18 protein-coding genes are annotated in these 20,267 nt (G+C 46.6%); 10 read left to right on the top strand and 8 right to left on the bottom strand.

Annotated features, from left to right (window positions below):
- The first annotated feature begins 10 nt into the window (after positions 1–10).
- From LG219_RS12610 to LG219_RS12600, 3 genes are all read left to right on the top strand, one after another.
- On the top strand, positions 11–910 hold the full coding sequence (locus LG219_RS12610; protein WP_226764835.1) for a carbohydrate ABC transporter permease: 900 nt from the start codon (positions 11–13) through the stop codon (positions 908–910).
- 162 nt (positions 911–1,072) lie between these two features.
- On the top strand, positions 1,073–1,927 hold the full coding sequence (locus tag LG219_RS12605) for a carbohydrate ABC transporter permease (RefSeq protein ID WP_226764834.1): 855 nt from the start codon (positions 1,073–1,075) through the stop codon (positions 1,925–1,927).
- A 51-nt stretch (positions 1,928–1,978) separates the two neighbouring features.
- Positions 1,979–3,067 (top strand): ABC transporter ATP-binding protein, encoded by a 1,089-nt coding sequence (locus tag LG219_RS12600; protein WP_226764833.1) that lies wholly within the window; start codon positions 1,979–1,981, stop codon positions 3,065–3,067.
- A gap of 63 nt (positions 3,068–3,130) precedes the next feature.
- Here the strand turns inward: LG219_RS12600 and LG219_RS12595 are convergent, their stop codons facing one another.
- The 3 genes from LG219_RS12595 to aceA form a co-directional block, all read right to left on the bottom strand.
- A complete protein-coding gene (locus LG219_RS12595; protein ID WP_226764832.1) occupies positions 3,131–3,754 on the bottom strand; it encodes a glutathione S-transferase N-terminal domain-containing protein in 624 nt (207 codons plus the stop codon).
- A gap of 131 nt (positions 3,755–3,885) precedes the next feature.
- Complete coding sequence (aceB, locus tag LG219_RS12590; protein ID WP_226764831.1) at positions 3,886–5,457, bottom strand: malate synthase A; 1,572 nt, start codon at positions 5,455–5,457, stop codon at positions 3,886–3,888.
- 99 nt (positions 5,458–5,556) lie between these two features.
- Complete coding sequence (gene aceA, locus LG219_RS12585) at positions 5,557–6,837, bottom strand: isocitrate lyase (RefSeq protein ID WP_226764830.1); 1,281 nt, start codon at positions 6,835–6,837, stop codon at positions 5,557–5,559.
- 371 nt (positions 6,838–7,208) lie between these two features.
- On the opposite strand from aceA, the gene grpE reads away from it, so the two are divergent.
- The 3 genes from grpE to dnaJ all read left to right on the top strand — a co-directional run bounded on the left by grpE (position 7,209) and on the right by dnaJ (position 11,020).
- Complete coding sequence (gene grpE, locus LG219_RS12580; RefSeq protein ID WP_226764829.1) at positions 7,209–7,760, top strand: nucleotide exchange factor GrpE; 552 nt, start codon at positions 7,209–7,211, stop codon at positions 7,758–7,760.
- A gap of 126 nt (positions 7,761–7,886) precedes the next feature.
- Positions 7,887–9,812 carry a molecular chaperone DnaK gene (gene dnaK / locus LG219_RS12575; RefSeq protein ID WP_226764828.1) on the top strand — a complete coding sequence of 642 codons (1,926 nt, stop codon included), beginning with the start codon at positions 7,887–7,889 and terminating at the stop codon, positions 9,810–9,812.
- Positions 9,813–9,883: 71 nt separating this feature from the next.
- Positions 9,884–11,020, top strand: coding sequence for a molecular chaperone DnaJ (gene dnaJ, locus LG219_RS12570; RefSeq protein WP_226764827.1), 1,137 nt, complete (start codon positions 9,884–9,886; stop codon positions 11,018–11,020).
- A gap of 66 nt (positions 11,021–11,086) precedes the next feature.
- On the opposite strand, the gene LG219_RS12565 is transcribed toward dnaJ, so the two are convergent.
- Positions 11,087–12,241: an ABC transporter substrate-binding protein gene (locus LG219_RS12565; protein WP_226764826.1), complete on the bottom strand. Its 1,155-nt coding sequence runs from the start codon at positions 12,239–12,241 to the stop codon at positions 11,087–11,089.
- A gap of 242 nt (positions 12,242–12,483) precedes the next feature.
- Here LG219_RS12565 and coaD point away from each other — a divergent pair, with 242 nt between their 5' ends.
- The 3 genes from coaD (at position 12,484) to LG219_RS12550 (ending at position 15,576) form a co-directional block, all read left to right on the top strand.
- Positions 12,484–12,969, top strand: coding sequence for a pantetheine-phosphate adenylyltransferase (gene coaD, locus LG219_RS12560; protein WP_226764825.1), 486 nt, complete (start codon positions 12,484–12,486; stop codon positions 12,967–12,969).
- Between the two features lie 87 nt (positions 12,970–13,056).
- Complete coding sequence (locus LG219_RS12555) at positions 13,057–13,995, top strand: class I SAM-dependent methyltransferase (RefSeq protein ID WP_226764824.1); 939 nt, start codon at positions 13,057–13,059, stop codon at positions 13,993–13,995.
- A gap of 141 nt (positions 13,996–14,136) precedes the next feature.
- Complete coding sequence (locus tag LG219_RS12550; protein ID WP_226764823.1) at positions 14,137–15,576, top strand: exonuclease domain-containing protein; 1,440 nt, start codon at positions 14,137–14,139, stop codon at positions 15,574–15,576.
- 388 nt (positions 15,577–15,964) lie between these two features.
- Here the strand turns inward: LG219_RS12550 and LG219_RS12545 are convergent, their stop codons facing one another.
- On the bottom strand, positions 15,965–16,309 hold the full coding sequence (locus LG219_RS12545; RefSeq protein ID WP_226764822.1) for a DUF1622 domain-containing protein: 345 nt from the start codon (positions 16,307–16,309) through the stop codon (positions 15,965–15,967).
- 68 nt (positions 16,310–16,377) lie between these two features.
- On the bottom strand, positions 16,378–17,238 hold the full coding sequence (locus LG219_RS12540) for a PIG-L deacetylase family protein (RefSeq protein WP_226764821.1): 861 nt from the start codon (positions 17,236–17,238) through the stop codon (positions 16,378–16,380).
- 218 nt (positions 17,239–17,456) lie between these two features.
- On the opposite strand from LG219_RS12540, the gene LG219_RS12535 reads away from it, so the two are divergent.
- Complete coding sequence (locus LG219_RS12535; protein ID WP_226764820.1) at positions 17,457–18,515, top strand: DUF475 domain-containing protein; 1,059 nt, start codon at positions 17,457–17,459, stop codon at positions 18,513–18,515.
- Here LG219_RS12535 and LG219_RS12530 read toward each other — a convergent pair.
- Positions 18,512–18,922, bottom strand: coding sequence for a globin family protein (locus LG219_RS12530; protein WP_226764819.1), 411 nt, complete (start codon positions 18,920–18,922; stop codon positions 18,512–18,514). The genes LG219_RS12535 and LG219_RS12530 overlap by 4 nt on opposite strands.
- A gap of 130 nt (positions 18,923–19,052) precedes the next feature.
- Positions 19,053–20,063 carry a TerC family protein gene (locus LG219_RS12525; RefSeq protein WP_284691691.1) on the bottom strand — a complete coding sequence of 337 codons (1,011 nt, stop codon included), beginning with the start codon at positions 20,061–20,063 and terminating at the stop codon, positions 19,053–19,055.
- Positions 20,064–20,267: the final 204 nt, after the last annotated feature.

The raw sequence follows: 20,267 nt of genomic DNA, 5'->3' as shown, positions 1-20,267 counted from the left end.
AGAATCCAATATGACGATGCCTGTCCGTACGGCCCAATATGGGTTTGCGGAGCGCTGGCTGCCGCGCCTCGTTTTAGCCCCGTCGTTTGTTCTGACCCTAGTTTTTTTATATGGCTTTATTGTCTGGAATGGCTATTTGTCATTCACCACCTCGCGCATGCTGCCCAATTATGAATGGGCGGGTTTAGCGCAATACATCACCTTATTTGAAAATGAGCGCTGGTGGGTCGCAGTGCGTAATTTAGTGATTTTTGCGGTGCTATTTATTGGTGGCGCAATGGGAATCGGTATCGTTTTGGCGGTTTTATTGGATCAAAAAATTCGCTTTGAAGGGGCGATTCGCACGATTTATCTTTACCCTATGGCGCTGTCTTTCATTGTGACCGGCACGGCGTGGAAATGGATTTTGAATCCCGGCTTAGGGATAGAAAAATTAATGCATGACTGGGGCTTTACCCAGTTCACGTTTGATTGGTTAGTTAATTCCGAAATGTCGATTTATACCGTGGTGCTGGCCGGATTATGGCAATCATCGGGCTTTGTGATGGCGCTGTTTTTGGCCGGTTTGCGTGGGGTTGATGACTCGATTATTAAAGCGGCGCAAATTGATGGCGCGAGCTTGCCACGGATTTATTGGAAGATTGTGTTGCCGGCATTGCGGCCAGTGGTGTTTTCAACCTTGATGGTGCTCTCACACATTGCGATTAAAAGCTTCGATTTGATTATGGCATTAACCGGCGGCGGCCCAGGCTACTCATCCGATTTGCCGGCGACCTTTATGTATTCAATGGCGTTTACACGGGGACAAATGGGGGTCGGTGCGGCCAGCGCGATGATGATGCTGATGGCGGTAGCCGCGATTGTGGTGCCGTATTTGTATTCAGAACTGAGGAAAGACGGTAATGGTTAATGTCCTATCACAAGATATAAAAACAACGGCGAACGCAGAGACGCAAAGACGCAGAGGAACGCCTTTGAGCATGAACTTAGCTCAAATCTGCACGATGCCATCTGATGTTTTGCTCCGCGCCTCTGCGTCTCTGCGTCGGGTTTGCGTATCAGGGAGAATGGTATGACTCAAGATCGTTTTTGGCGGGGTTTGGTGTATGCCGCGCTGGTGTTTGCCGCGCTGTATTACTTGATTCCGCTGTATGTGATGCTGACGACGTCGGTGAAAGATATGGAAGAAATCCGCACGGGCAACTTATTGTCCTTCCCACAAAACATCGGTTTTGCTGCGTGGGGCAAGGCGTGGAGCTCGGCGTGTACTGGGGTTTCTTGTGATGGTTTGTCGGGCTATTTTTTGAACTCAGTCAAAATGGTCATTCCTGCGGTGTTGATTTCAACGACGTTGGGCGCGATTAACGGTTATGTATTATCGAAATGGCGTTTTCCGGGTTCCAATATTGTGTTTGCGATGATTTTATTTGGGGTGTTCATGCCATTTCAGGTCTTGCTGCTACCGATGGCACAAACACTGGGTTGGCTAGGCATTGCCAGTACCACGACGGGCTTGGTCTTTGTGCATGTGGTGTGTGGTTTAGCTTCAACCACGCTGTTTTTTCGTAATTACTACGTGGGCATTCCCGATGAGCTGATTAAAGCCGCACGGCTGGATGGGGCTGGATTTTGGCGTATTTTTTGGCGAATTATTGTGCCCATGTCGACGCCAATTATTATGGTGACGTTGATTTGGCAATTTACCAATATTTGGAATGATTTCTTATTTGGTGTGGTTTTCTCAGCGGGGGATAGTCAGCCGATTACTGTTGGCTTGAATAATATGGCCAATACCTCAACCAATGTGAAGGAATACAACGTCGATATGGCTGCGGCACTGATTGCGGCGTTACCAACGATTGCGGTGTATGTGTTTTGCGGCAAATATTTTGTAAAAGGTTTGTCGGCAGGTGCGGTCAAAGGTTAAGTCGTTGGCCCAAGTGATAACTTGGGTTATTCAATCAATTTGGAGAATGCAATGGGTGCTTTAGCCATTAAAAATGTCACCAAGACATTTGGTGATACGCAAATTTTAAAAGGCATCAATATTGATATTGAGTCCGGTGAGTTTTTGATTTTGGTTGGGCCATCCGGTTGTGGTAAATCGACCTTGATGAATATTATTGCGGGACTAGAAAGCCCAACGACGGGTGAGGTTTGTATTGCGGATCGTGCAGTCACCAATGTCGCGCCAAAAGATCGCGATATCGCAATGGTGTTTCAAAGCTATGCGCTTTATCCAACGATGAGCGTTCGGCAAAATATTGCTTTTGGTTTAGAAACGCGCGGCATTGCGAAGGCGGAGCAAAATGAAATCATTGCTCGCGTTGCCAAAATGCTGCAAATGGATCATTTGCTTGAGCGCAAACCAGCCGCTTTGTCGGGCGGGCAACGGCAACGTGTGGCGATGGGCCGCGCATTGGCCCGCAATCCCAAGCTATTTTTATTTGATGAGCCACTATCGAATTTGGATGCCAAATTGCGCGTTGAAATGCGCGTTGAAATCAAGCAATTGCACCAGCGCCTGAAAACGACAATTGTGTACGTGACGCACGATCAAATTGAAGCGATGACGCTTGGCGACAAAATCGCGGTCATGAAAGACGGTGTGATTCAACAATTTGGCCGCCCACAAGATATTTATGAAAACCCAGCCAACCTTTTTGTGGCGAGTTTTATTGGTTCGCCCTCAATGAATTTTATTCCCTGCCATTTAATTGAACATGACGGCGAGTTGGGGGTTTCTTTGCAAGGGGTGGCGAGCCCTTATTTCATTAGCTTGGCGGAGCGGCCAAATTTGCGTGCACGCTTGGGTGAGAAAATTACCCTAGGGATTCGCCCAGAACAGCTGGATGTGGCTGAGATGCAGTCGAGCGCGCTGGAGTGTAAGGTGAAAATCACTGAGCCGACAGGGCCTGATACGATGGTGTACACCGAAATCAACGGGGTGGAAGTGATTGCGCGGGTGCATCCGCGACTGGTGCCACCGACTGGGCAGAGCATTAAGCTGGTGCTGGATATGAAAAAAGTAGTGTTATTCGATCTTGCGACTGAAGCTAGAATTTAAACTCAGTACACCGCCAATAAAAAAAGCGCAGATAAAGATCTGCGCTTTTTTTATTGCTTAGATTTAAGCGACAGAAGTCATCTCTACTGGCCGAGTCTCAATGATGGCCGCGCGCTCGCCGACGCGCTGGTGATATTGTTGCAAGGCGGAGTAGTGGGTGGCCCATTGCAGTTGGGGTAGGCGTAAATCCAAATATTCAAGCATACAAATCACCGCGATATCCGCAATGCTATACGCATCCCCAGAAAACCAGCGTTTTTCTTCAAGTTGGCTTTCTAATGCGGCTAAGCCACGGATGATTTTATCTTGCTGGCGGCTGATCGCATCGTGGCTTTGCAAGGCGCTAGGACGGCGCAATTCCATCACGATGGCAACGGCAGCATCACAAATCCCATCGGCTAAAGCCGCAGTTCGTTTGGCGCTAATCATCGGACGTTGATCGCTGGGAAATAACTTACACACTGGCGATAAGTAGTCTAAGTGCTCAGCGATGACGCTTGAATCATAAATAACCCGACCATCATCGAGCGCTAAAACCGGTACTTTACCCAGTGGGTTATAGCTTTGAATCAGGGCATCATCTTCGCCGGGTTTGGCGATGATCAGCTCAAAATCGATCTTTTTTTCCGCCAAGACAATGCGAATTTTCCTACCGAATGGGCTATGTAGTGCGGTAATTAGCTTCATTTTTATTGGCTTCTCTTGAGACCGAAGTAAGATTCTAGGAGGCATTGGTAAGATAGGCTAGTGAATCAACGCAGATACAACAAAAATGCCTCGGTTTCCCGAGGCAGATCAAGCATTAAATCAAATAGGCATTAAGCAATTCTGGCGTAGCCCGGTAGCGTCAGAAACTCAATAAATTCATCTGCCGTGGTGATTTGGTCAAAGAGCTTGGCCGCCTCAGTCAAGGTGGCGCTAAAACGGCCTTGCGCCTCGATTTTAACCACTTCTTCAGGCAACCATTGATGAAACATTTCCACGGTGACTTTGCGACCATCCACCAGCACGCCCTTGTCAGAACGTAGCCATTGCCAAATTTGCGAGCGACTAATTTCAGCTGTGGCCGCGTCTTCCATCAAGTTATGGATTGGCACGCAACCCATGCCCGCTAACCACGATGCCAGATATTGCACGCCGACTGAGATATTGCCGCGTAAACCGGCCTCAGTAATTGGGCTTTCGGGTTGGAAGTTGAGTAAATCTGCAGCCGAGCAGGCAATATCAGCACGCTGTTTGTGAATTTGATTGGGCTGCTCGCCCAAGATTACATCCCAAGCAGCCATCGCCACCGGCACTAGACCTGGATGCGCTACCCAGCCGCCATCGTAACCATCACCGGCATCGCGCTCTTTATCGGCACGCACTTGGGTCATGGCTTTTTCGTTGGCCACCGGGTCGGATTTAACCGGAATATATGCCGACATCCCGCCCATCGCTGGCGCGCCACGCTGATGACAGGTTTTTAGTAGTAATAAGGAGTACGCGCGCATAAATGGCACGGTCATGGTGATTTGGCTGCGATCGGCAAGGCAAAAGTTGCGATCCATACGGAATTTTTTGATGCAGCTAAAAATATAATCCCAACGACCGGCATTTAAGCCTGATGAATGCTCACGGAGTTCATATAAAATTTCGTCCATTTCAAAAGCGGCTAAAATCGTTTCGATTAGAACCGTTCCCTTGATACAACCATGTGGTGCCTCAAGCTGGCGTTCGGCCCAAGTAAACACGTCATTCCATAAGCGTGCTTCGAGGTGCGATTCCATTTTTGGCAAGTAGAAATAACAAGAGCTGCCTTGGCTGAGGCGATATTGCAGGTTGTGAAATACCACTAAACCGAAATCAAATAGCGAACCGGACATGATTTCGCCATCGACTTCGAAATGTTTTTCCATTAAATGCCAGCCACGTGGCCGAATGACGAGGGTGGCAATTGTATCGTTGAGCGCGTAAACCTTGCCTTCTGGGCTAGTAAAGCTGATCGTGCGGCGATAAGCGTCGCGCACATTGATTTGGCCTTCGATTTGGTTGTTCCAAGTTGGGGTATTGGAATCTTCAAAATCGGCCATAAATGATTTCGCCCCAGAATTAAGGGCATTGATCATCATTTTTCTTTCTACTGGGCCAGTAATTTCGACGCGCCGGTCTAATAAATCAGCTGGTAATGGGCTAATTTGCCAGTCGCTAGTGCGAATGTTTGCCGTTTCGGCGAGAAAATCAGGTTTGATGCCCGCATCCAATTGCGCTTGGCGAGTTTGGCGAGCGGTCATTAATTCACGGCGACGGGGCTCAAATTGACGGTGTAGTTGCGCCAAAAAATCAAGTGCCGCTGGCGTTAGGATGCTGCTGACTTCTGGACTCGTTTGACCTTTAATTCGCATATTCATCGTGATGCTCCCTTGCAAGAGACTGTGACGACACAAAGTGCCGTCACAGGGTATTTGTCGCTACACCTTATTTAGCATGGTCTATATGCTAATACCTGATTAGTGAAATTGTTCTTCTTCGGTAGAACCTTGCAAGGCGGTGGTGGATGATTGGCCTTGCTGAATTACTTGAGTCACTTGATCGAAGTAACCGGTACCGACTTCCCGCTGGTGTTTAACTGCGGTAAAGCCGCGAGTTGCAGCCGCAAATTCAGCTTCTTGTAATTCAACAAAAGCGCTCATGCCTTCACGCGCATAGCCGTGTGCCAAATTAAACATGCCGTAGTTCAAGGCATGGAAGCCTGCCAAGGTGATAAATTGGAATTTATACCCCATGGCGCCGAGTTCTTTTTGGAACTTGGCAATCGTTGCGTCATCGAGGTTTTTCTTCCAGTTAAATGATGGCGAGCAGTTATAAGCCAGCAATTTGCCAGGGAATTTGGCATGGATAGCATCGGCAAATTTACGCGCATATTCCAAATCGGGCTTACCAGTTTCGCACCAAACCAGATCAGCATATGGGGCATAGGCTAGACCGCGAGAGATGGCTTGGTCTAGACCGGGATACGTCTTGTAAAAGCCTTCCATCGTGCGCTCGCCAGTGCAGAATGGCTTGTCGTTGTCATCCACATCGCTAGTGAGTAAATCAGCAGCTTCGGCGTCAGTGCGTGCCACAATAATGGTCGGTACGCCCATCACATCGGCCGCTAAACGCGCTGCAACCAGTTTTTCAATCGCTTCACGCGTTGGCACCAAGACTTTGCCGCCCATGTGGCCGCATTTTTTAACTGAGGCCAGTTGGTCTTCAAAGTGAACCCCAGCGGCACCGGCTTCAATCATCGCTTTCATCAACTCGAACGCATTCAGTACCCCACCAAAACCCGCTTCGGCATCGGCAACAATTGGCGCATAAAAATCAAGACTATCGTCGCCCTCGGCGTGATTGATTTGGTCGGCACGCGCTAAAGTATTGTTAATGCGGCGAACAACTTGGGGTACTGAATTGGCTGGGTAGAGCGATTGGTCAGGGTACATTTCACCCGCTTGATTGGCGTCCGCAGCCACTTGCCAACCAGAAAGGTAAATGGCTTTAAGACCCGCTTTGACTTGTTGCATCGCTTGATTGCCAGTCAATGCGCCCAAGGCGTGAACGTAAGGTGTTTCGTGCATCAATTGCCACAGTTTTTTAGCGCCGTGACTTGCAAGGGTATATTCCTGCAATAAAGTACCCCGCAAACGATCAACATCCGCTGCGGTATAAGGGCGTGTTATGCCCTTCCAACGCGGGTTGGTCTGCCAGTCATTTTCGATTGCTGCGATGCGTTTTGCTTGCGTGCTCATACTGATCTCCGTGTTGGTTAGGGCAATTTTGAGTGTACTTATTTTGAAACACCTTTTAAATTTTCACTTTGGCGGCAGTCTAAAATCATTGGGTATATAAAATACTCAGGGTGGTTTTAAAGCCTTGGCTTCGGTGATCAAGCACGGTATTTCAATTGTTTATCGTGTGCACTCACTATTGCTTTCATTGAAGCAGGGTTTTTATTCAGTGCAATGTTTTTATTGCGCTGCACCATAGTGTAGTCGAATTATTCTTACTACATATTGGGGCTTGCCTGTAGAGGGTTTCGATTTTGTCGGTGATCCCGCTCTTGAAAAGCAAGTGCCTACCCCCATTTCATATCGGAACGTAACAAATTTGGAGTGCAGCAATGAGTCAAGACAATATTCAAGACGTAAATCAAGATGCAATTGAACAAGAGTCCATCGTGGCCCCTGCGGTAGAAACCGTGGCTGATGAAGTTGCTAGTGGCATTGAGGCGCAATTGAGCGCGGCTTTGGTTGACCTAGATAAAGCACGCCAAGATATTTTGTATATTCGCGCCGAGGCGGAAAATGCCCGTCGTCGTGCATTAGAAGAAAATGAACGCACCCGCAAATTTGCTTTAGAAAAATTTGCGCGTGAAGTCATTGCCGTCAAAGACGCGATTGATATGGCTTTGCTGGATGAGTCGGGCAATTTTGAAGGGCTGAAAACGGGCGTTGATTTAACCGCGAAAAGCCTAACCAATGTGTTTGAAAAGTTTGATCTATTGGAGATCAACCCCATCGGTGAAAAATTAGATCCAAACAAGCATCAAGCGATTTCAATGGCCCCAAGTGATGAAGAAGCCAATACGGTGATTCAAGTAATGCAAAAAGGCTATGAATTATCTGGCCGCGTAATTCGTCCAGCAATGGTTGTGGTTGCGGCAGCAAAATAATTTATTAGCATAAATGAAGTCGGTGGGCTTGAAATGTAAACGGCAATCCCCACTTGATTATTAAGGTTAATTGAACAAGGTGCTCCGCTTAGCGTGAGCCGCAATTAGAAAGAAGGAAAATACGACATGGCTAAAATTATTGGTATCGATTTAGGTACAACCAACTCTTGTGTTGCCGTTTTAGAAAATGGCCAACCTAAAGTGATCGAAAATGCGGAAGGTGCACGCACGACACCTTCGATTATTGCTTATCAAGAAGATGGCGAAATTTTGGTAGGTGCTCCTGCTAAACGCCAAGCAGTAACCAATCCAAAAAATACTTTGTACGCAGTAAAGCGTTTGATCGGCCGTAAATTCGTCGATAAAGAAGTGAAAAAAGACATCGACTCAATGCCGTTCACGATTGTCGCTGCCGACAATGGCGATGCTTGGGTTTCGGTTCGCGACAAAAAAATGGCGCCACCGCAAATCTCTGCGGAAATTTTGCGCAAAATGAAAAAAACCGCCGAAGACTACCTCGGTGAAGAAGTAACTGAAGCGGTGATTACCGTTCCTGCGTACTTTAACGATAGCCAACGTCAAGCCACTAAAGACGCGGGGCGTATCGCTGGTTTGGACGTAAAACGTATTATCAATGAGCCAACAGCTGCGGCAATGGCGTTTGGTATGGATAAAGTAGGCCAAGGCGATCGCAAAGTGGCGGTGTATGACTTGGGTGGTGGTACGTTTGATATTTCGATTATCGACATCGCTGATGTGGATGGCTCGACTGCATTCGAAGTATTGGCTACCAACGGCGATACATTCTTGGGCGGTGAAGACTTTGACCAACGTTTGATGGATTACATCATTGCTGAGTTCAAAAAAGAACAAGGCATTGACCTGAAAAACGACGTAATGGCATTGCAACGCCTGAAAGAAGCGGCAGAAAAAGCCAAAATCGAATTGTCGAGTGCAGCACAAACTGAAATCAACTTGCCATACGTAACAATGGATGCAACCGGTCCTAAGCATTTGGTATTGAAAATTACCCGCGCGAAGTTTGAATCTTTGGTTGATGATTTGATCGCTCGTTCAATTGAACCGTGCAAAATCGCCTTGAAAGACGCTGGTTTGAAAGCATCGGACATCGATGATGTGATTTTGGTCGGCGGTCAAACGCGTATGCCTAAAGTCATGGATGCTGTGAAGGAATTCTTTGGTAAAGAACCACGTCGTGACGTGAACCCAGACGAAGCAGTTGCCGTTGGTGCGGCATTGCAAGGTGCGGTATTGGGTGGCGATCGTAAAGATATCTTATTGCTCGACGTAACTCCGTTGTCATTGGGTATCGAAACTTTGGGCGGCATTATGACTAAGCTGATCCAAAAAAATACAACGATTCCAACCAAAGCATCACAAACGTTTTCGACTGCGGATGATAATCAAAGTGCAGTAACGATTCATGTGCTGCAAGGTGAGCGCGAAAAAGCATCGGCCAATAAATCTTTGGGCCAATTCAACTTGGGCGATATTCCGGCAGCAGCACGCGGTGTGCCACAAATTGAAGTGACTTTTGACATCGATGCCAATGGTATCTTGCACGTAGGTGCGAAAGACAAAGCATCAGGTAAAGAAGCCAAAATCACGATTCAAGCGTCATCTGGTTTGTCAGAAGCAGAAATCGAAGCAATGGTTAAAGACGCTGAGCTCAATGCAGAAGAAGACAAAAAATTGCATGAGTTGGTGACAGCACGTAACTCGGGTGAAGCAATGATTCACCAAGTGAAAAAAATGCTGACCGATGCTGCAGATAAAGTCACTGAAGATGAAAAAGTAGCCATTGAAGCGGCAATTAAAGACTTGGAAGAAGTCGTTCGTGGCGATGACAAAGAAGTGATCGAAGCGAAAACAGAAGCTTTGATGCAAGCAAGTCATAAAGTGGCTGAGAAAATGTATGCTGAGCAAGGCGATGCTGCCGGAGCTCAAGCTGCAGGTCCGCAAGCGGGCGCCAATGATAAAGATGACGGCAATGTAGTTGATGCTGAATTTACCGAAGTAAAAGACAAGTAATCAGCATATTCAATTAGGCACAGCGCTTGCATTGCAAGCGGCTGTGCTTTTTTGTCTCGGGGAAATGCATCATGGCAAAGAAAGATTTTTATGACGTTTTAGGCGTGAATCGCGACGCTTCGGACGAAGAAATTAAAAAAGCATACCGTAAACTGGCGATGAAATACCACCCGGACCGCAATCCAGACAGCAAAGAAGCTGAAGATAAATTTAAAGAAGGCAAAGAAGCCTACGAAATACTATCGGACTCGCAAAAACGCGCAGCTTATGACCAATACGGGCATGCCGGTGTTGATCAGCAAGCTGGGATGGGTGGCGGCGGTGGTTTTGGTGGTGGCGGCGGTTTTGGTGATTTCGCTGATATTTTTGGTGATATTTTTGGCGGTGGCGGCGGTAGTAGCCGTGGTGGGCGTAGTAATGTTTATCGCGGTGCTGATTTGCGTTACAACATGGAAATCACACTGGAAGACGCAGCACGTGGCGTAGAAAAGCAGATTAAAATTCCATCGCATGATGAATGTGATGTTTGCCATGGTTCTGGCGCAAAGCCCGGTACCGAAGCAACAACCTGCCATACCTGTGGTGGTCATGGTCAAGTTCGTGTGTCGCAAGGTTTCTTTAGCGTTCAGCAGACTTGCCCGACATGTCATGGTTCAGGGAAATACATTCCTGATCCATGTCGTAATTGTAAAGGCACTGGTCGTGTGCAAACGCATAAAACATTGGCGGTGAAAATCCCTGCTGGTGTGGATGAAGGTGATCGTATTCGCTTGAGCGGAGAGGGCGAAGCCGGCGTGAATGGTGGCCCTCCAGGTGATTTATACGTTGTGATTCATGTAAAAGAGCACGCCGTATTTAATCGTGAAGGTAATGATTTACACTGTGAAATGCCAATTAGCTTTAGTTGTGCAGCATTGGGCGGTGAAATAGAGATTCCAACTTTATCGGGTAAAGCACGAATTACGATTCCACCAGAAACGCAAACCGGACAGGTATTTCGTTTGCGTAGCAAAGGAATTAAGGGCGTGCGTAGCGCAATGACTGGCGACTTAATGTGCCATGTTGTGGTGGAAACGCCAGTGAAGCTCACTGCTCGTCAAAAAGAATTGCTAAAAGAGTTTGAAGAAATCAGTCAAGGTGATTCAGATAAGCACAATCCTCGTGCAAAATCATTTATGGATAAAGTGAAAGATTTTTTTGCAACTTAATGCGTTTGAATTTGTGTTAACAATAAAAAAGAGCCGAAATCGGCTCTTTTTTATTGCATAGAGCAACTATCGGGATAATGCCCCTGTTGGTGACATCATCGTAATTTCGCCAAAGCTAGAGCCATTGCGATTTTTATCACTGTAATCAATGGTAAATCCGCCTAAGTCATATTTTTTCATTGTAGTTAAGGCGTTGTAAATACTAGAACGAGTTGGGGTTTTTCCTGCTCTTTTAATGGCTTCAACAATAAGCCGAGCAGAAATATAGCCTTCGAGCATGGCATAACTTGGGTAATTGGCAATCGCTGACTTTGATTCTTCTTTACCTGAACCGGTTCCCATTTCATTAAATACGGCGGCTTGAAATTCTTGAATCAACTTGCTGCGCGTATTATATGGATAAGGATAGGCTTGGCTGATTCCTAAACCGTGCGCCCCTTTCTTGCCAATTGTTTTGGCGACTTCTTCAAATTGGACGGGCGAAAGAGAATAAAGCTGTGACGTGCCACCTTTCTCTTTATATTGCTGTACAAATGAAGCGGCTGGTTTGGAGAGCGCAACGATAATAATGGCCTCCGGATTCATTTTGGCTAGCTCTTGGGCGGCTTTATTGGTGTCGCCTGATTTATTGTCATACCAAGCTTCTCCGGCTAATTTAAGCTGATGCTTTTCGAGCGAAGCTTTTAATGCTGCTACGCCGGCATCACCAAATTCGCCTTTTTCGGCAACGACCGCAATTTTAGTAACACCTAAGTTACCGACGAGCAATTTGATTAAACGATCGGTTTCTTGATTGTAACTACTACGGGTATTAAAGATAAATAAATTACCGGGATTGCGAATCGATTCTGCTCCGCTATGAACACCAACTAAAGGAATCCCTGAATGCTCTAATGTTTTGGTTTTGATGAGTTCAGAAATGCCTGAAGTGCCAAAATAAGAAATTAATGCCACTGCATTTTCTTTTTCAATAAAGTCTTGGGTATTTTTTAGTGTTTTTTGTGCATCGTAGGCATCATCACGCACTATGTGATTGATTAATTCGCCGTTGATACCGCCTCGGCCATTAATACTATTAAAATAGAGCGAAGCACCCAGTGCAATCGCTTTGCCGGTTTCGGCGGCAATACCCGTGGTTGGCACGGATTGCCCAATGACAATTTCGGCATTTGCAAAAGTCGCGATGGATAAACTGGCGCTAATGATAAGTTTTTTTAACACGTCCTATTCCCCTCCAAGTGTCATTCTTTATCGAGCATCTTAAATTATTGTTTGCTGATGGTATAGTATTCAGCGAATACGGCGTTGTAATGCGACGAAGTACCGTCAATTTGAGCGTTTTAGGGGCGGTGACTGAGTTAGAATAACGTTAATGGTGCAGTGCACTGTGCGCGGATAGTTTGAATCTTTTATTTTTTGGGTTGCGCCATTCCTTAAGCGTCCCGTTGTTTTGGAGTGTTGTCATGCGGCGTGCCGTTTACGCAGGTAGTTTTGACCCGGTAACAAAGGGGCATTTATGGATGATCGAACATGGCGTTAAATTATTTGACGAAATGATTGTCGCCATTGGTGAAAATCCCGATAAACGTTACACGTTTAGCGTTGAAGATCGTGTGGCGATGCTGCGCGAAACCACCAATCAATGGCCTAATTTACGCGTTGAAACCTTTGAAAATCGTTTTTTAGTTGATTATGCGCGCGAGCAGGGCGCGCAATTTATTTTGCGCGGGATTCGTGAAGCGGCTGATTATGAATTTGAACGTAAAATGCGCTATGTGAATGCTGATCTAGCGCCACACATTGATACGGTCTTTTTGATGCCACCGCGTGAGATCGCCGAAATCAGCTCGACGATGGTGAAGGGTTTAGTTGGCCCGACCGGCTGGGAAAATGTCGTTAAGCAATATGTTCCTGACCCGGTCTTTTTGCGTTTGCTGGCAGGCCGTTAAACCTTGATTTTGTGGAAATAAATACCACTAAGCTCATCGAGATCGGTCTGAGCTGTTAAACTACGCTTTTGCTTTTCAGTTGCTGCTATGTCTGATCTCTCCAGTTATAAAAATCGTCTCACTAAAAATATGCGCCATTGGGGTAAATGGGCGCGCCGTCAGGGGCTGACTTGCTATCGCATTTATGATCGTGATGTGCCTGAATTTCCAATGATTGTTGATGTGTATGGCGACCGTGTTCATTTACAAGAATACGATACCGGCTGGATGGAAACTGACGAGGCGTATTCAGCCTGGGTCGACGAAGTCCATGCGGCAACGGCCGAGGTGTTTGGCATTCCGCTTGAGCAAGTGGCGCTCAAAATTCGCAAACGAATGAAAGGGCTGACTCAATACGAAAAAGCCGAAGGCGCGGGCGAATTTTTTGTTGTTGAAGAGAACGGCTTAAAATTTGAAGTGAACCTTGAGGCTTATCTCGATACTGGCCTGTTTTTAGACCATCGCAATACGCGTAAACGCGTCATGATGGAAGCGAAGGGCAAACGATTCCTTAATTTATTTAGCTATACCGGCGCGTTTAGTGTGTACGCCGCTGCGGGTGGCGCGGTGTCGACCTTAACGGTGGATTTGTCTAATACCTATTTGGATTGGGCTGGGCGCAACTTTGCGCTGAACGGCATGAATGAAATCAATCATCAGCGAGTGCGTGCTGATGTGTTTGAGTTTTTGCGTGAAGCGACGTGTAGCCCACAAAAATATGATTTGATCGTGATGGATCCGCCGAGTTTTTCTAATTCAAAAAAAATGCTCGGTGTGCTTGATGTGCAACGTGACCATGCTTATTTAATTGAATCTTGTATGGCGATGTTGGCACCGGGCGGCGTATTGTATTTTTCGAATAATTTACGTAGCTTTGAATTAGATCCAATGTTTGTTGATCGTAGCGAAAATCTAACGGCAGCATCGATCCCTGAAGATTTTCGCAATAAGCGCATTCATCAGTGCTTCCGATTCGTAAAGAAATAGCCGTAAACGCAGTAAAAATATGCACCTAGCTTGGATTGACTTTGGCCTACCGGGCTGAGGCATTCCAAGCTTTTTGGTTTTATGGCTCGCGCAATATCTTGCTGCGGGCATTGATTGATATTTTATTTATTGAGCTGACGTATGACGCATCCGTTTTATCCCGCGCCGCTGGTGTTGCTTGATTTGGAAACAACGGGTGCCAACCCTTCGAGTGATCGAATTACTGAAATTGGTTTAATTCAAGTTGATTCAATGGGTATATCTCCATGGTCTACATTGGTTAATCCTTGCCAAGCAATACCCCCATTTATTCAGCATTTAACGGGCATTGATGACGCGATGGTGGCCGATGCGCCAGTATTTGCAGACTTAGCCGATGAGGTGCTCGATAAGCTGCATCATCGAATTTTTGTCGCGCACAATGCCCGATTTGATTACACCTTTTTGCGTAATGAATTTAAGCGTTGCGGGCGGGCATTTCGTGGTCAAGTGCTATGCACTGTGCAACTTTCGCGCAAACTTTACCCAGACGAATACAAACACAGTTTGGACGCCTTAATTGCGCGGCATGATTTGCAATATAGCGGCGAGCGGCATCGTGCTTTGACCGATGCGCAGTTGATTTATCAATTCTTGCAAGCGGCAGTGCTAGATTTAGGCGCGGAGCGCGTCACGGCGGCGATTAATGAACTGATTCGGCCACCGGCGCTACCCAGTCAAATTCCTGAGTCGGTTATCGACGATCTACCCGACATCGCAGGCGTATATATTTTTTATGGTGAGCAAGACGAAGCCTTGTGGGTGGGTAGCAGTATGAATCTACGCCGTCGGGTCTTGCAGCATTTTGGCAAAAAAGCCAATGAAGGCCCAGCAGCTTATCTGGCGCGTGATCTACGTCGAATTGCTTGGATTGAAACCGCCGGAGAGCTAGGCAATACCTTGCTTGAGCGGCAATTGATTCAAACCTTGCGGCCAAGAATGAACTCATCCATACGGCATAAAACAGATCAAACTCAGTCGCTATGGCAGATTGAGTTGCCCAAAGCAGTGCGTGGCGAAGCCATATTGCCGTTGCAACCTCAATTGATTGCTTTGACAGCATTAAGTCAAGCCAGCGGAGAATTGTTTGGCCCATTTCGCGGCGCCCGCGAAGCGCAAAATATCATGAATCGAATCATTAAAGCGCAAGGCTTATGCCGACAAGCTTTAGGATTGGAAGCCGCTAAAAAAGACGGCTCACCCTGTCAGGCGCACTTGCAAGGCGATTGTCGTGGCGCTTGCATTGGCCGCGAACCAATGGGGCTGCACAATGGACGTTTACTGGCGGCATTGGCCAAGCATCGATTAGCCGCATGGCCTTATGCCGGCGCAGTGGCCATTGCCGAGGGACCGGAGTGGTCGACTGTTTGGCATGTATTGGATCATTGGTGTTATTTGGGAACCATTGATCATCTTGATCAATTGACGGCATTGTTGGCGGCAGAACGACCTGCATTTGATGTTGATATGGCGAAGTTGATTCGCTCTGAGCTTAAAAAAACCAAAACCATCGTACTCGATTGGGCTAGTTTGGCGAGCTGATTGGCTAATAGCTGCGATACTCTAAATGCTGCCAGCAACATTTGACGGAGTCGCTCGGTTGGCATAAAGCCTGTGAGGCACTGGGCTTGCTCGATAGGGGCCGCGGCGTTAATAGCGCCGCACTGCCGATGGTTGCCGCGAAGCAAAGCATCAAAACCAGCACTGATTTCATGTTACTCCCTGTTTAAAACGCCATTTCAATCTTTCGTTTATAGAAAGAAATGTTGGCGTAGTCAATGCCCATTAATCGCTTTTGCCGCTTGGGTATCAGGCGTATCTAGGGAGAGGGCGTCTAGCTTGGTAAAATGAGCGGTGATGGCTGAGGCGCTAACGTGTGATTGACCCGCTGCCAGCTGGTATGGGCATCATTCAGTTTGGGATGATTAAGCTACATTTTATTGTTTTTTTGCCACGGCCAGCGGCCAGACAGTTCAAGCTCCATTGTGAAGCTCAGAAAGGTGCGGATGAGTACAACTAAGCCTAATTTGAGTAAGTTATTCACCGTCAATTCAATCGCGATGGTGTAAATAATATCGCTGATAATAAGGAATTCTAAGCTTAATAAAATGCCCTTGCCCAGTTGTTCACGCAGCGCATTGTAAGCGACATCCATGGTGTTCCGCCGGTAAACATCACGCAAAAAAAAGCCCAAACCGAGTAAGGTTGAGAGTAATAAAATAGCGATCCCTAGGTATTCAACGCCTGTCGCTAGGGTATGTAATGTGAGTTCCATGGCGATCTATTTATCCATATCAAATGCCAAAAAAACCGCAGTGTTTGGCTGCGGCTTTTTCGGGGAGTTTAAGCTAAAATCGCTTGGATCTCATCGCTCTCACTCAGGGTGAATTTTTGATCTGTTGCGAGCAATTGCTGACCATCAAAACGACTAATGTGATAAATCGTGCCAAATGAGAAAGTTGGTGCAGCAGCACCTTGACCACCACAGACTTCAGCGCCACGGCGAACGTTATCGGCCATCCAGCCAGTCAAACGTAAATGATATGGATTGCGACGAACTTCTTCTACGTGGCAAGCGAGTGCGGCGATGAGATCGGCCGTGTCTTGCTGGCTGCTTGCGATTAAAGCGTTTGGCGCTTCCATCTGACGCCAAAATTCACTTTGCACCACGGTGCAAGCGTGCTGAGCCGCTTTGAGTGCATCCATCAGCAAGTAATGTGTGCCGATATGCGCAGAGTGGTAATCGTTATTATGTGGGAACACCACGACCTGTGGCTGGTATTGCTCGATCAATTGGCGAATCACGGCGACTTTTTCAGCCCACGCACTTGGGTTGTTGTCGCGGGTTTTGCAGTTCACATCCATCAAACCACCAGGAATGGTCTCAAGTAAATCCCAACCGAGGTAATCACAGGCATTTTTAACTTCAACCCAGCGCTCAGGCTGACGTTTTAGACTAGAGCCTTGAGAAACAGCTACGTTCATTACGCGAAAGCCCGCTTCGCGGCCCAAGCGGAGTGGCAGCGCGCCGATAATGCATTCATCGTCAGGATGCGGCGCAAAAATCATCACGACAGGGGCATCGGCAGCCAATGCCGCTTTTGGGCTATGTCCCAAGGTATCTAAATTGGCGAATAAAGGGGCATCTGTTTTTTGTAATAAAGCATTGTGCGCTTCAACCAGCGCGAGGTAAGGATTGCTCATTAGGAAACTCCGGGGCAGTGAGCCAAAGACAAAATCAATAGGTAAGAGTATAGGCTTTCACACTCTTGAGACCAAGAGTCAGTCGCTATCTAGTGGCTGCTGAATTGATATTTCACAGTTTTTTTGTGGAAAAAAGCTGGATTTTTATCGCCGGCGCCGTGATTTTATTGTGCGGCCTAAAGTGCGGCATAATAAGACAAATCTAATCGAGGCATTTTATGATTCGCTATTTCCACAGTTCATTGATCGTGACCCTGATTGGGTTGATTGGCGCATGGTTCATTGCGGGCTGGGGCGGCTTGTGGATTGCTTTTAATTTGGCCCTATTAGAAACCAGTTTAAGCTTTGATAATGCCGTGGTGAATGCCTCGGTACTTCAGCATTGGGACGAAAAGTGGCGAAAACGCTTTTTGCTGTGGGGTATGCTCATCGCGGTATTTGGAATGAGGGTGCTGTTTCCCTTGCTGATTGTGGCGGTGATTGCCCAAATGCCACCATTACCGGGGCCAATGGCGCTATGGCATTATTTGAGCTCAGGGCTGTGGCCGGCCAATGATGTGTTGTCGATGGCCATTGCGGCACCGCATCGCTACGCTGAAATTTTAACTTCAGCGCATATTGAGGTCTCAGCTTTTGGAGGGACTTTTTTACTACTGGTATTTTTGAATTTTTTTATTGATTCAAAAAAAGACACTCATTGGCTGCGGCCGATAGAGCCACTTTTAGCCAAGCTGGGTAAGTTAGATTTGGCGGCATTATTATTGTGCTTATTATTACTGATTGTATTGGCGGGATCCTTGCCCGTGGCTGAAGCCTATCGGTTTTTAGTCGCTGGTATTTGGGGAATGATTATTTTTATGTTGGTCGATGGTTTGGGAGCGCTGATCGGTGATGAAGGCGCTGCAGCAAAAACCGGCCTAGCTGGATTTATCTATCTGGAAGTGCTCGATGCTTCTTTCTCATTTGATGGCGTTTTAGGTGCATTTGCATTAACCACCAATATCTTTTTGATTGCGATTGGGCTGGGTATTGGTGCCATGTTTGTGCGTAGTTTTACTTTGCTATTGGTGGAGAAGGGCACGCTCAATGCGTTTAAATATCTGGAGCATGGCGCATTTTGGGCCATTGGTGCTCTGGCTGCGGTCATGCTCTTGGCGGCTCGGTTTCATATTCCTGAGGTTGTGACGGGCGGCGTGGCGGCGTGTTTGATTTTATTGGCGGCGATTCACTCTTGGTTGATTCGCCCGGCCTTGCAAATCTCAGCGAAACCAGATTAAACCGTGGCGGTTTTCATGACTTTAGCCATTAAACGGTAGGTTGCCGACCATGCTTCACGCGTTTCATCATTAAAAGCATCGCCCAAACCAATCTTGAGCGTTCTTAACAAGGCATTGCCAACCAGGGTGTAATGCTCATTTTTAACGCCATAGTCAAGATGGCGTACCGCCAGTTTTTCTAATACTGGAATTAGTTTAGGTAAATTATTCAGGCTGCCCACTGCGAGCTTGAGTGTACTCATTAGCATTTTTCCTTGCGCTTTCATGTCGTGTTTAAACATGTTTTGCAAAGAAGGATCAATAGCAAACAGCTGCTGATAGAAAATAACCGCCGCTTGATCGGCAATGGGCTCCACTTTGGCAAAGCTGTCTTGTACCAAATGAATCTGTTTCGGGGTCAATGACATGGCGTGTTCCTTTGGGAAGCTTTACTTTAGTTGCTTGATGCTTGTATTAATTAGAAAGCTGATCGATGGTTTTTGTCAGGATAATAAAAAACCCCGCATCAGCGGGGTTGAGAATAAAGTACTGCGTTAATTATTTTGTTGAATCATTCGGCTCGTCGCGGGTTTTCCACAGCGAGTACAAGACACCAGAGAGCAATAAGCCAAAAGTGACCACCAAAGACACCAAAGTTGGAATCTTAAACGCCACCAATTGAATATCGTTCAGATACACCAAACCGACTTTGATCCCGATAAACACCAGCACCACTGCCAAGGCATATTTTAGATAATGGAAGCGATGCACCATTGCCGCCAAAGCAAAATACAATGCGCGCAGACCTAAAATGGCAAAAATATTCGAGGTGTAGACAATAAACGGGTCTTGCGTAATGGCAAAAATCGCCGGAATACTATCCACAGCAAACACCAAGTCCGCGGTTTCGACCAAGATCAAGCACAAGAATAACGGTGTTGCCCACCAGCCTTTGGCCAAACCATGTTGCTCGCCGCGCACCCAAAACAGGTTGCCATGAATCGCAGACGTAAAGCGCATGTGCTTACGTAGCCATTTATAAAACCCATTGTCTTCTAATTTGCCATGTTCATCATCGGCAAACAGCATTTTAATCCCGGTCACAATCAAGAACGCACCAAAGATCATTAAGATCCATTGGTATTCAGAAACCAAGACCGCCCCGACGCTAATCATCACACCGCGCATCACGATGGCGCCGAGAATCCCCCAAAATAACACCCGATGTTGGTAAATTCGTGGCACGCCAAGGCTAGTAAAAATCAACGCAATGACAAAAACATTGTCCATTGACAGTGATTTTTCAATTAAGTAGCCGGTAATGTATTCCATACCAGACGTTGCGCCGCGATACCACCATAACCAAGCGCCAAACAATAAGCCCATTGCAATATACATTGCTGAAAGTTTTAAACTTTCTTTAACACTAATTTCGTGATCGTCTTTTTGCAATACACCTAAATCAAATGCCAATAAAGAAATTACCACCACAAAAAACATCAACCAAACCCAAACGGGGTAGCCGACCCATAAATTCATTAAAATATCCATCACTGCACCTGTCGTCATTAATTTGTGAATTCTAATGGGTATTGGATTAAAACATCCAAAATAAGTTGCATCATTTGCCAAGATCACAAAAATAAATCTAAGTGAGGATCAAGCACAATTGAGCGACAAAAATGCAGCAAATTGCGTCATTTTAAATTGAATGGATTACTTTAGTCGTTCAGTAATAGTCGTTCAGCAAAAGGCTGCTCACCTCGCCGTACT

Source organism: Deefgea salmonis, from assembly GCF_020531905.1.
In the GTDB taxonomy this organism is placed as follows: Bacteria; Pseudomonadota; Gammaproteobacteria; order Burkholderiales; family Chitinibacteraceae; genus Deefgea; species Deefgea salmonis.
Note: the sequence above shows the minus strand (reverse complement) of the source record. Positions and strands in the feature narration are given on the sequence as shown.

Bases quoted from the DNA above. Each gene is read 5' to 3' on its own strand.
- coaD (WP_226764825.1), top strand. From the start codon at position 12,484: ATGCGGCGTGCCGTTTACGCAGGTAGTTTTGACCCGGTAACAAAGGGG.
- LG219_RS12605 (WP_226764834.1), top strand. From the start codon at position 1,073: ATGACTCAAGATCGTTTTTGGCGGGGTTTGGTGTATGCCGCGCTGGTG.
- LG219_RS12530 (WP_226764819.1), bottom strand. From the start codon at position 18,922: ATGTCATTGACCCCGAAACAGATTCATTTGGTACAAGACAGCTTTGCC.
- LG219_RS12540 (WP_226764821.1), bottom strand. From the start codon at position 17,238: ATGAGCAATCCTTACCTCGCGCTGGTTGAAGCGCACAATGCTTTATTA.
- dnaK (WP_226764828.1), top strand. From the start codon at position 7,887: ATGGCTAAAATTATTGGTATCGATTTAGGTACAACCAACTCTTGTGTT.
- LG219_RS12610 (WP_226764835.1), top strand. From the start codon at position 11: ATGACGATGCCTGTCCGTACGGCCCAATATGGGTTTGCGGAGCGCTGG.
- aceA (WP_226764830.1), bottom strand. From the start codon at position 6,837: ATGAGCACGCAAGCAAAACGCATCGCAGCAATCGAAAATGACTGGCAG.
- grpE (WP_226764829.1), top strand. From the start codon at position 7,209: ATGAGTCAAGACAATATTCAAGACGTAAATCAAGATGCAATTGAACAA.
- LG219_RS12600 (WP_226764833.1), top strand. From the start codon at position 1,979: ATGGGTGCTTTAGCCATTAAAAATGTCACCAAGACATTTGGTGATACG.
- LG219_RS12595 (WP_226764832.1), bottom strand. From the start codon at position 3,754: ATGAAGCTAATTACCGCACTACATAGCCCATTCGGTAGGAAAATTCGC.
- LG219_RS12555 (WP_226764824.1), top strand. From the start codon at position 13,057: ATGTCTGATCTCTCCAGTTATAAAAATCGTCTCACTAAAAATATGCGC.
- aceB (WP_226764831.1), bottom strand. From the start codon at position 5,457: ATGAATATGCGAATTAAAGGTCAAACGAGTCCAGAAGTCAGCAGCATC.
- LG219_RS12545 (WP_226764822.1), bottom strand. From the start codon at position 16,309: ATGGAACTCACATTACATACCCTAGCGACAGGCGTTGAATACCTAGGG.
- LG219_RS12550 (WP_226764823.1), top strand. From the start codon at position 14,137: ATGACGCATCCGTTTTATCCCGCGCCGCTGGTGTTGCTTGATTTGGAA.
- LG219_RS12535 (WP_226764820.1), top strand. From the start codon at position 17,457: ATGATTCGCTATTTCCACAGTTCATTGATCGTGACCCTGATTGGGTTG.
- dnaJ (WP_226764827.1), top strand. From the start codon at position 9,884: ATGGCAAAGAAAGATTTTTATGACGTTTTAGGCGTGAATCGCGACGCT.
- LG219_RS12525 (WP_284691691.1), bottom strand. From the start codon at position 20,063: ATGACGACAGGTGCAGTGATGGATATTTTAATGAATTTATGGGTCGGC.